The sequence below is a fragment of the Clostridium sartagoforme AAU1 genome (genome assembly GCF_000401215.1).
Taxonomy (GTDB): Bacteria; Bacillota; Clostridia; order Clostridiales; family Clostridiaceae; genus Clostridium; species Clostridium sartagoforme.
Genome location: NZ_ASRV01000188.1, coordinates 1 through 11,429 on the forward strand (window position 1 = coordinate 1; position 11,429 = coordinate 11,429).

The 11,429-nt window shown below is 25.8% G+C and carries 10 protein-coding genes and 1 pseudogene; all 11 read right to left on the reverse strand.

Translation table 11 applies throughout. The features are described from left to right. Positions 1-46: 46 nt before the first annotated feature. Positions 47-1,890: pseudogene (htpG, locus tag A500_RS15050) on the reverse strand (molecular chaperone HtpG). 704 nt (positions 1,891-2,594) lie between these two features. Next, positions 2,595-4,013 carry an aminotransferase class I/II-fold pyridoxal phosphate-dependent enzyme gene (locus A500_RS15060; protein WP_016208426.1) on the reverse strand — a complete coding sequence of 473 codons (1,419 nt, stop codon included), beginning with the start codon at positions 4,011-4,013 and terminating at the stop codon, positions 2,595-2,597. A 22-nt stretch (positions 4,014-4,035) separates the two neighbouring features. Next, positions 4,036-5,256: a M16 family metallopeptidase gene (locus tag A500_RS15065; RefSeq protein WP_040436969.1), complete on the reverse strand. Its 1,221-nt coding sequence runs from the start codon at positions 5,254-5,256 to the stop codon at positions 4,036-4,038. A 208-nt stretch (positions 5,257-5,464) separates the two neighbouring features. Next, positions 5,465-6,820: a thioether cross-link-forming SCIFF peptide maturase gene (gene scfB, locus A500_RS15070; RefSeq protein ID WP_016208428.1), complete on the reverse strand. Its 1,356-nt coding sequence runs from the start codon at positions 6,818-6,820 to the stop codon at positions 5,465-5,467. 72 nt (positions 6,821-6,892) lie between these two features. After that, entirely contained in the window at positions 6,893-7,030 is a 138-nt protein-coding gene (gene scfA, locus A500_RS20085; RefSeq protein WP_016208429.1) for a six-cysteine ranthipeptide SCIFF, read from the reverse strand. 72 nt (positions 7,031-7,102) lie between these two features. Beyond that, the gene (locus A500_RS21435) at positions 7,103-7,282 is read right to left on the reverse strand and encodes a hypothetical protein (RefSeq protein WP_242835150.1); all 180 of its coding nucleotides are present in this window, start codon (positions 7,280-7,282) and stop codon (positions 7,103-7,105) included. Between the two features lie 56 nt (positions 7,283-7,338). Continuing rightward, on the reverse strand, positions 7,339-8,133 hold the full coding sequence (locus tag A500_RS15075; protein WP_242835151.1) for a substrate-binding domain-containing protein: 795 nt from the start codon (positions 8,131-8,133) through the stop codon (positions 7,339-7,341). 26 nt (positions 8,134-8,159) lie between these two features. Further along, complete coding sequence (locus tag A500_RS15080) at positions 8,160-9,182, reverse strand: galactose ABC transporter substrate-binding protein (RefSeq protein ID WP_016208430.1); 1,023 nt, start codon at positions 9,180-9,182, stop codon at positions 8,160-8,162. A 20-nt stretch (positions 9,183-9,202) separates the two neighbouring features. Next, a complete protein-coding gene (locus A500_RS15085) occupies positions 9,203-9,865 on the reverse strand; it encodes a substrate-binding domain-containing protein (protein ID WP_016208431.1) in 663 nt (220 codons plus the stop codon). 20 nt (positions 9,866-9,885) lie between these two features. After that, positions 9,886-10,209: a type 1 periplasmic-binding domain-containing protein gene (locus A500_RS21440; RefSeq protein WP_016208432.1), complete on the reverse strand. Its 324-nt coding sequence runs from the start codon at positions 10,207-10,209 to the stop codon at positions 9,886-9,888. Positions 10,210-10,427: 218 nt separating this feature from the next. Further along, on the reverse strand, positions 10,428-11,429 hold a 1,002-nt coding region (locus A500_RS15090; protein WP_016208433.1), incomplete at its 5' end, for a galactose ABC transporter substrate-binding protein.

Below are 11,429 nucleotides of genomic sequence, written 5' to 3' on the forward strand. Positions count from 1 at the left end.
CTCCTACTCCCTGTGTCGTCTAGAGACGACCGCCGACCACACTTAGTTATTTAATTAATACTCTATTACTTCTATTAATAAAATCATTCATTTCTTCAGCATTTAATTCCTTATTAGATATTAACGCTAAATCTAAAATATATTTACATATTAAATTAATATCATCTTTTTATTTTCATAATCTAATGACGCTAATTTTTTAATTATTGAGTTATTATTATTTATAACTAAAGTTTTTTCTTCCACAAACATGTTTGGCATTTCCATCCCGCCGAACATTTTGCTCATTTCAAGCATTCTTCTTGATTGCTCTGAAACTAGTATAATAGCAGGTGTCCCTGAATTTTTCAAATTTTCAACTTTAATACTATTTACTTTATTTAAAGTTGCTTCTTTAAATAATTCTTCTAATTTAGTATTTGCTTCTTTCAAATCTTCACTTTCATTATTTTTAAGTGTTTCAGAAATGTCAGAATCTATTCTAGTAAATGTGACACTATTTTCTTTTGATTCTAAGAAGCTAATAAAATGATTATCTATTGAACAATCTAAAATTAAAGCATCTAAATCTGCTTCTTTAAACATTTTAATATATTGTGATTGTTGTTTCTCATCTGTTACATAAAAAACTTTATTTTCATGTTTATCTTTATTATCTTCTAAATATTCCTTTAAGGTTATATATTCACCATTTAATCTTCTAAAAATGATAATATCTTTTATCTTATCATAGAAGCTTTCATCTCTTAAACAACCGTATTTAATAAATATTTGAATATCCTTCCAGAAACCATTAAAATTTTCTTTTTCATTTTTATATAGTCCAACTAATTTATCTGCTACTTTTTTAACTATATGCTTAGATATTTTTACAACGTCTTTATCTTTTTGAAGGAAACTTCTTGAAACATTTAAAGGTAAATCTGGACAATCTATTGTTCCCTTTAATAATAGTAGGAAATCTGGTATAACTTCTTTTATATTGTCAGCAACAAAAACTTGGTTATTATATAACTTTACTTGTCCTTCAGTAGCTTCTAATTCATGCTTTAGTTTAGGGAAATATAATATTCCTTTTAAATTAAATGGATAATCTACATTTAAATGAATCCAAAATAATGGATCATTAAAATCCATAAATACTTTTTTATAAAATTCTTTATACTCTTCATCCGTACAATCTTTTGGAGACTTTATCCATAATGGTGTTATATCATTTAAAGGTTTATTATCTTCTTCCTTAACCTCATGATCTTCTTCTTCTAAATATATTTCTATAGGTAAGAAAGAACAATACTTTTCTATTATTTGTTTCACTTTATATAATTCCAAAAATTCATTACTATCATCATCAATAAAAAGAGTTATAGTTGTTCCTCTTTCTTTTTTATCGTCACATGGAGATACTTCATATTCTGTGCCGCCATCACAAATCCATGTTACTGCTTCTGCTTCTTTTAAATAAGATAATGTATCTATTTGAACTCTTTTAGCAACCATGAATGCTGAATAAAATCCTAGACCAAAATGACCTATTATATCTGTACTCTCATCCATTTTATCTTTGTATTTTTCTATAAAATCTTCTGCTCCTGAAAACGCTACTTGAGTTATATATTTTTTAATTTCTTCTTCCGTCATTCCAATTCCATTATCAATAATTTTTAAAGTTTTATTATCTTTATTTAACGAAACTGTAACTTTATATTTTTCATTTTCATTTTCTTTTGCTTCTCCCAATGAAACTAACCTTTTATACTTGCTTATAGCGTCACACCCATTACTAATAAGCTCTCTAATAAATATATCTTTATCAGAATATAACCATTTTTTTATAATTGGAAAAATATTTTCTGTATGTATTGAAATATTTCCTTTATTTTTCTCCATAATTATTCCCTCCTCTTTCCTGTAAATATTTTATTTAAAAGAATTTCTTCTGTCAATCTTTACTAAGATTTATTTAAGTGTTTGAATTACTATTATTAAATATTAGAACAATAAATTTTGTATTTATAAAATAAAGCTTTAATTATCTAGTATTTTCTTTAATTTTTTAATCTTCTATTATTTACATATCTTTTTCTTATAATATCTTAACAAAATGTATTGTAAAATAATTCCTTAGAGATATATAATATTGATATAGTCTATTACTTATTAATTTGTAAAGAAGGTTTTATTATGAAAAAGCTCACTATAAATACTTTTTCTTGGATTCTTATTGTATTAATACTCTCATTATATTTACAAAGAAAATTGAACTTTCCTTTAAACTATTATATTTTTATAATTGGAATATCTCTTATAATATTTGGTATTTTCTCTGTCCTTAAATCAATATTTGGGAATAGTAAATATACTATAACTAATAAATCTGAAATACTTGTTTGTCTTAAAAATACAAATATCAATACTATATCTATTTGTTTAGCAGGTCTTATATCTTTATTAACTGGTATTTTATTATAATCTTTAAATTTTATAAAAAGTAGGCAAAGCTAATTCATTTTTTATAGTAAAAAATTTATCTTTAAACCTTCCACTTAATAATATAAAACAAAAAATTATGTTGCCTACTCATCTTTAAACATTTATATTTCATTTTCAATTATCTTAATATATCCATTATCTATACCTATTACATTTAAATTATTATGGATATATTCATTAACGATATCTATAATTTCTTTTGTTATCTTTTCGCCAGCACAAACTATTGGTATTCCTGGTGGGTATGGAATTATCGATTCTTTTGCTATTTTATTTAAAGCTTCATTTATGTTTATGTTTATACTATTTATATTAAAAACTTCATTTGGCTCCAACACTTTAATTGGTGCTATCTTAGGAAACACTACATTTTTTTCATTACATCTTAGTAAATTCATATCTAAATTTTTAATAGCTAAGTATATCTTTTCAAACTCATCTTCTGTATTTGAAGGCGATAATATAAGAACTACACCATTGGAAAAACTCATTTCGCCTTGTATTTTAATACTTTTAAAATATTTTAATAATTTATGGCCACTATATCCATTTTTTAATATAACTAAATATCTACTCCTATCAATTGAATATCCTTCTTTTAAATCCATATCACTAGCTATTATAGCTTTATCTAAAAGATTTATTTTTCTCTTCCATTTTTCTGCTAAAACAACTAAATTCTCATAATCCTCCTTGCCATAATTATCTAAATAATATCTAGAATAATCTAATGAAGCCATTATTAAGTATGATGGTGATGTAGTCATAAACGCTTTAATATAAAAGTTTATATTTTCACTATAATCATTTACTAATAAGTAAGCTCCTTGTGTCAATGCTGGTAAAGTTTTATGTGCACTTAGTACAATATAATCACCAAGATTCACTAGAGATTTAGGTAATTCTCTACTTATTACAAAATGAGCTCCATGTGCACTATCAATTATGACTTTTAATCCCTTTTCTTTTAATTCAATTATTTTATTTTCTATATCATAAGATATTCCAAAATAATTTGGACTTGTAAGTATTATTCCTTTTGGATTAGTTGATTTATTTAAAGCTTCATCTATCTCTTTTTCCCTAGGTGGTAGAAATACTCCCATTTCTTCATCTACTACAGAATCTATATAAATTACTTTAAGCTTTCTCAAAATAATACCATTATAAATTGACTTATGGCAATTTCTTTCTACTAATACCTCATCGCCTTCATTGAAAGCTGCAAATATTGACGCTAAGTTTCCAGATGAACTTCCATTTACAAGAAAATATGCTTTTTTTACATTATAAGTTTTTGCTAAAAGATCTTCTGACTCTTTTATTACTCCTTCAGGACAATGTAAATTGTCTAGATTATCAACTTCTGTAATATCCAGTTCTCCTAAAGATTCTCTAAATTTCTTACCTAATAAGTCTCTTAAAAATGCTTTTCCACTTTTGTTTCCTGGCATTGATAAAATCAAATTTTGTTCTTTATGATACCTTAATAATTCTTCTAACAAAGGTGCTTTACTCATTAATATCTCCCTTTTATTTAAATTAATTACTTATAACTTGTATAGATTTATTTTTTAATACTTTTTTAGCCACATCTAGGATATAATTTTTGTTTATAAAATCAATATTATTAAACTCATCTGAGTATGTTTTATAATCACCAAACATTGTACTATATGTTGATAATTCTTTAGCTAAAATTATATTTTGCTCTTCTCTAAACCATCTTTTTAATTTTATAGACTTTATAAAATCTAATATATCATTATCACTTATATCTTTTTTAAACATATCTATTTTGTTTATGCATTCATTTATTAATTCTAAGGATTTATCTAAGTTTTCTTTTGAAGTACTATAAGTTATTTTATAGAGTTTTATATACTTTTCGTAAGAAATCTTAGTTAAAACATCATATACAAGACCGTTTTTTGTTCTTAATGTATCAAATAATACTGAATTAACTCCCTCACCAAAATACTCATTAAATATTCTTAACGCTTTTATTTCATTATAACTTAAATCATTTATTGGAAATATAATTTGAACCTTACAAGTATTTATCCCATCTTTAATATCTCTATAAAATCCAAAATTAGAATTCTCATAACTAATATTCTCTTTACTATTATCCTCATATATACTTACCCAAGATTCAAAATATCTTTCTACCATATTTTTAACTTCTTCAAACTCTAAAGAAGATACTATTGCTATAGAGGTCTTATGAGGCAAATAGTTTTCTCTATAAAACTGTTGTATATCTTTTAGTTTTATCTTTTGTAAATCCTCACTTATACCTATTATTGGGTACTTTATTCTTCTTTCAGAAAAACTATTAAAAAACAACCTATCTTCACAATATTGTTCTAACTCCTCATCCCATTCTTTTAACTCTTCCACTATTACATTCATTTCTTCCTGAAAACCTTCACTTGGAAATATGGGATTTAAAATTATATCTGAAAAAAGTTCTATACCATTTTTTAAATCTTCATTTAGCATAGTTCCATAATAAATAACATAAGGAAAATTTGTCATAGCATTTTGAAAACCAAAAATTTTACTTAAGTCTTTATTTATTTTCTCTTCATTTCTCTTTTTTGTACCTTTATAAAGCATATGCTCAGTTGCATGAGCTACTCCTAATAATTTTTTTTCTTTACAGGCACCTGCATCTATTGATATGGATATTGAAGTTAAGTTAGATGTAGTTTTTGTATATATAAGTTTTATTTTATTTTTTAATATAAACTCCATAATTTCACCACCTTTATTCAGCTGATAGTTCACAATTCACAGCTATTGAAATAATTTACCCTTGTTGAATTATGAACTTTTTAGTTATATAAAAGAAATGATCGCTTCACAACAAAGTTATGTAGCAACCATTAAATTAAAAACTGTAGTCAATATTTCTTTAGTGAACTAATTATCTCCCCTGTAAATTGTGCATTGTGAACTAATTAAATTATTCTGCTTTTAAAGCAATTGCACATTCAATTCTCTTCTTTTGCATTTTACAACCAACTTCATAAGGTATTTTCATATCTCCATTGAAGCTAAAGTTATTTGCTTGACATCCTCCACTACAATAAAATCTTGCCCAGCAATCTCTACATTTAGGTTTATTATATATATGAGCTTTTTTAAATTCTTTGCCAAGATCTTTGTTGTATGTATCATCATATATAGTTCCAAGTTTAAATTCTTCTTTTCCTACAAATTGATGGCATGGATAAACATCACCTTGTGGAGTTATTGCAACATATTCAAACCCTGCACCACAACCTGAAATTCTCTTATAGACACACGGTCCACCATTTAAATCAACATTAAAATGATAGAAGTTATATTCTCCGTCTTTTTCTTTTTTTCTTCTTACCATATCTTCATATAATTTATCATAGTTTTTCATTATTTCTGGTAGGTCTTCTTCTCTTAACGCAAGAGGATGCCCATCTTCTAAAACTACTGGTTCTATAGAAATTTCATCAAAACCTTCATTTAACATAGCTTGTACATCTTCAAAGAAATCCGTATTAGCCCTTGTAAAAGTTCCTCTAACATAATATGTTTTTCCTGGTGTTCTCTTGCTTATCATTTTCTTTATATTAGGAATTATATCATTATAAGACCCACTTCCATCAACTTTAATTCTTACATTATCATTAACACATTGTCTTCCATCTAATGAAAGTATGATATTTCCCATTTCTTTGTCCATAAAATCTATCATATCATCATTTAGTAGTGTAGCATTTGTTGTCATAGTAAATCTTACATTTTTCTTCCACTCTTTTTCATTTTCTCTAGCATACTGTATTATTTCTTTTACAGTATCCATTATCATAGTTGGTTCTCCACCAAATAAATCTATTTCTATATTTCTTCTTGGTCCACTTCTTTTTATTACATAATCAATTGCTTTTTTAGCTGTTTCTATTGACATAACACCTTTATGTCCGTTATATTCCCCTTCGTCAGCAAAACAGTATTTACATCTTAAGTTACATCCATGAATTATATTTAAGCATACTGCCTTTATATAATCCCTATCATCCATTGATCCATGAGCTATATCTTCATATCTATCTTCTGAATATAATAAACCATCTTTTATAAGATCCATTATTTCATCATAAGCTTCTATAATAGTATCCTCATTATATTTATTACTTAAATTTTTTAATGTTTCTTCTTTATTCTTCATTCCTTCATCATGTACTAAATCATATACTAGTTCGTCTACTATATGAACTGCTCCTGTATTTACATCTAATACAAAATAATTTTCACCTTGTTTAAATTTGTGTATCAAAGACATTTTCTATCCCTCCAAAAGCTTTGCTAAAACTAAAAAGCAAGCAGCAACTAACTTGTTGCCGCTTCTTGTTAATTAGTTTTCACACTCTAAGTTTGCAACTGTACATGAAGTTTTGCAAGCTGATTGACATGAGTTAGCACATTCTTTACAACCAGGTTTTACTAAACTGTTCTTAATATTCGTCTTGTTGATTGTCTTAATATGTTTCATGATTATACTCCCCCATTCTTCCAAAATACTCCACGATTATAACATAAAAATTTTACTTATAAAAGATTAATTTTATAAATTTGGTGATTTTCTTGTTATGTAACCATTATATGGTATCATAACTGCTACACCTGCTTTATCCAGTTTATATTCTGTTCCTTGCAAAGGTGGATTCTCTTTAACTAAATTCATTCCTATTCTATAAACTGCTTTAACCACAGCTTCATGATCTTGTATAACTGTTCCCGTCATTACACCTTCTCTAATTAATTTTACTGCTGGATCTGTTGCATCTATTCCTACTACTGCTATATATTTTTTGGATCTCCCTTATTATATCCAAGCTCCTGAAGTGCTAATATAGCACCTATTGCCATTTCATCATTATTTGAAATTATTACATCTATATTATCTGTATTCTTCTCAAATAAATATTTTACTCTTTCTTTAGCACACTCCCTATTCCAATTACAATATTCTGATGCAATTTCTTTTGTTTTAATTTCATGTTCATTAAGTGTTTTTATAACACATTCACTTCTAAGAGTAGTTGTTACATCATTTATAACACCTTGTAATAAAATATATTCTAAAATATTATTCTTATTTCTGTCTACTAAGCTTTCATTTCTTAATTCATTAATTATCATTTCTCCTTGTATATTTCCTGATACACAAGTTTCAGATCCTATGTATATAGCTTTATCATAAGTTTCAATAATATCTAAGGATTTAGGCTCTCTCCCCATAAATACTACTGGTATATTTGCTTGTTTTATTTTATGAATTAATATACCATATTCATTTGCATCTACAACATTTAATATTATTAGATCTACTTTCATATCTATAAGTTCATCTAATTGTTTGTTTTGCAATTCTTGATTATTCTCTGCATTATAAAATATAAAATCTACTATATCTTTATTTTCTTCTTCTATCTTCAAAAAATTATTCTTTATTAAAGATACATATGTATCTTCAGTGTACAATAATATCCCTGCTCTAATATAAGACATATTATCAATATAAGCACTTACATTTGTAGTAAAAATATTAATATAAAATATTTCAGCTATAATTAATAAAATTATCTTTTTCATTTTTCCTCCGATTATACTTATATTAACTAATCTCTAACCAAGTAACCATTAAATGGCATTCTAACTCCAACTCCTGTTATATCAAATTTATATTCTGTGTCTTGTAATGCTTTCTTGCCTTCAGCCAAATTTAATACTATTTTATAAAGAATCTTTGCCTTTTCTTTAGCATCTTGTATAACTGTACCTGTTATAAATCCTTTTTTTATCATATCCCTAACTTCACCTGTTCCACCTATTCCTACTACTGATATAAATTTATTTGGGTCTCCTAAATTATAACCTTTTTCTTGAAGCGCTAATACAGCTCCTACTGCCATATCATCATTATTTGAAATAATTACTTCAATATTATCACCATATTTATCAAATAAAGAATTAATTTTCTCTTTAGCACATTCTTTTTCCCAGTTACATATTTCAGTGGCTATTTCATTAGTTTTAATTCCATTTTCATTTAAATCTCTTATAACACATTCACTTCTTAATTGAGCTTCTACATTATCTCTTTCTCCTTCTAATAATATATAATCTAAACTATCATTTTTATTTTTATCCTTTATATTCCCTTTCTTCATTTCATTTATTATCATTTCACTTTTAATTTTACCTGCGTCACAAGCTTGTGTTCCTACATAAATAGATTTATTATATGACTTTATTCCATTCAATGATAAAGGCTCCCTGTTAAAAAATATTAATGGAATATCTTTTTCCTTAACTTTATTTATTATTGAGTCTGCTTCATGTACATCTACAATATTTAACAATATTGCATCTACTTTCATATCTATAAGCTCATCAATTTGCTTATTTTGTAATTCTTGATTTCCCTCTGCATTATAGAATATAAAGTTTATTACATCTTTATTTTCATTTTCAAGTTTTTCTAACTCTTTCTTAATTTCAGAAATATAATAAATACCTTCTTTATATAAAAGTACTCCTACTTTTACAGATTTTTCATTTATAGTATTAGCACTTACATCTAATCTAAATATGTTTAAAATTATAACTAATACAAAACTAAATAAAATTAACTTTTTCATTTTTTTCCTCCATGTTATATCTATCTTAGTGAACTTCTAATTAAATATCCCTCATATGGTATCCTAATTCCTACTCCTGTTACATCAAATTTATAATCTGTATCTTGTAAAGCTGGTTTTCCTTCTGCTAAATTACTTCCTATTCTATATAAAGCTGTAGCCATTCCATCTGAGTCTTGAATAACAGTTCCTGTCATAAATCCATTTTCAATCATTTGTCTTGCTTGCTCTGTTCCATCAACACCTATAACTGAAATATATTTTTGGGGATCGCCTAAGTTATATCCATTTTCTTGTAATGCTAATATAGCTCCTATTGCCATCTCGTCATTATTAGAAATTATTAATTCTATTTCTTTTCCGTATTGTGAAAATAACTTTTCTGTAGCTTGTTTTGCACATGCTCTATCCCAATTACAAAACTCTTCCGCTATTTTACTAGTTTTAATATCATTCTCTTCTATTCTTCTTATAACACATTCACTTCTGTATTGAGCCTCCAAATTATCTTTATCTCCTTGCAATAGAAAGTATTGTATAGTATTATCTTTATTCTTATCTGTAATTCCTTTATCTCTCCATTCCTTTATTACTACATCGCCTTGCATATTTCCTGATTCACAAGCTGTTGTCCCTATATAAATTGCTTTATTTGTGTATTCTTTAATACCATTTAAGGACAATGGCTCTCTATTAAAAAATATTACTGGAATATTGCTTTTTTTATTTCTTCTAATAATTTATCAGCATTATTTATGTTTACAATATTCAAAAAAATAACATCAACTTTATCTTTTATAAGTTCTGCTAACTGCTTATCTTGCAAATCTTGATTTCCATCCCCATCATAAATTATAAACTGTATTCTATCCTTATTTTGGTTTTCTATTTCTATTAATTTATTTCTTACTAAGGAAATAAAATAGTCATTTCCTTTATAAAGCAATACCCCAGCACGAATAGGTTCTGTATTTTTTAAAATAGCCTTAGGTTCTATACTAAATACATTTATAAATATTGCTATCATAACACATATTGAATTTATTTTTTCATTTTATCCTCCATATTATGATTGATTTAAACTTATTTATTATATGGGTTGTATATCTTTCTCTTTCTCATTTAACTTAGTGCTTTATAATATAGGTTTTAAGTATAGTATAAGAAATATATACATATTTAATACCTATTTTTAATTTTAAAAAAATAATAGCCACCAAAAAAAGATAGTTATTATAAATTATATTATTTTCTTATTATGTATCCATTATATGGTATTCTGATTCCAATCCCTGTTACATCAAATTTATATTCTGTATTTTGTAAAGCTGGTTTCCCTTCTGCTAAATTAACACCTATTCTATAAAGTGCCTTTGCCATAGCCCCATAATCTTGTATAACAGTTCCTGCCATAAACCCATCCTGAATCAATTTTCTAGCTTCATCTATTCCGTCTATCCCTACAACCGAAATATATTTTTCTGGATCACCTAAGTTATATCCATTTTCTTGAAGTGCTAATATTGCTCCTATTGCCATTTGATCATTATTTGAAATTATTGCTTCTATTTCATTTCCATGCTCTTCAAATAATTTTTCCATAGTTTTTTTTGCACATTCTCTATCCCAATTGCAAAACTCTTCTGCTATCTTATTAGTTTTTATTCCTTTATTTTCTATACTTCTTATAACACATTCACTTCTATTTTGAGCCTCTAAATTATCTTTATCACCTTGAAACAAAACATATTGAATAGCTTTATCTGAATTTTTATCTATTATCCTATTTTTTTCCCATTCTTTAATTATCATATCCCCTTGCATATTTCCTGAATCACAAGCTGTTGTTCCTACATATACAGCCTTATTCGTATGTTCTTTAAGACTATTTAAATTAAATGGTTCTCTATTAAAAAATATAACTGGAATATTAGTTTTTTTTATTTTTTCTAATAATTCATAAGATTTCTTTACATTAACAATATTTAAGAGTATAATATCCACTTCACTATTTATAGCCTCATCTAATTGCTTATCTTGTAATTCTTCATTGTCCTTTCCGTCATAAATTATAAAGTCTATTATATCCTTATTTTGATTTTCTATTTCTAATAATGAATTTGTTAATAATGATATAAAATAATCATCTTCTTTATAAAGCAATACTGCTGCACGAATTGGTTCTGTAATTTTAATAGCTTTAGGTTTTATATTAAGCATATTTATAAATACTATACTTATAATAAA

Excerpts from the sequence above, each read along its gene's own strand:
- A500_RS15060 (WP_016208426.1), bottom strand. The coding sequence starts at position 4,013 with ATGAGTAAAGCACCTTTGTTAGAAGAATTATTAAGGTATCATAAAGAA.
- scfB (WP_016208428.1), bottom strand. The coding sequence starts at position 6,820 with ATGTCTTTGATACACAAATTTAAACAAGGTGAAAATTATTTTGTATTA.
- scfA (WP_016208429.1), bottom strand. The coding sequence starts at position 7,030 with ATGAAACATATTAAGACAATCAACAAGACGAATATTAAGAACAGTTTA.
- A500_RS21435 (WP_242835150.1), bottom strand. The coding sequence starts at position 7,282 with ATGACGGGAACAGTTATACAAGATCATGAAGCTGTGGTTAAAGCAGTT.
- A500_RS15075 (WP_242835151.1), bottom strand. The coding sequence starts at position 8,133 with ATGAAAAAGATAATTTTATTAATTATAGCTGAAATATTTTATATTAAT.
- A500_RS15080 (WP_016208430.1), bottom strand. The coding sequence starts at position 9,182 with ATGAAAAAGTTAATTTTATTTAGTTTTGTATTAGTTATAATTTTAAAC.
- A500_RS21440 (WP_016208432.1), bottom strand. The coding sequence starts at position 10,209 with ATGATAGCAATATTTATAAATGTATTTAGTATAGAACCTAAGGCTATT.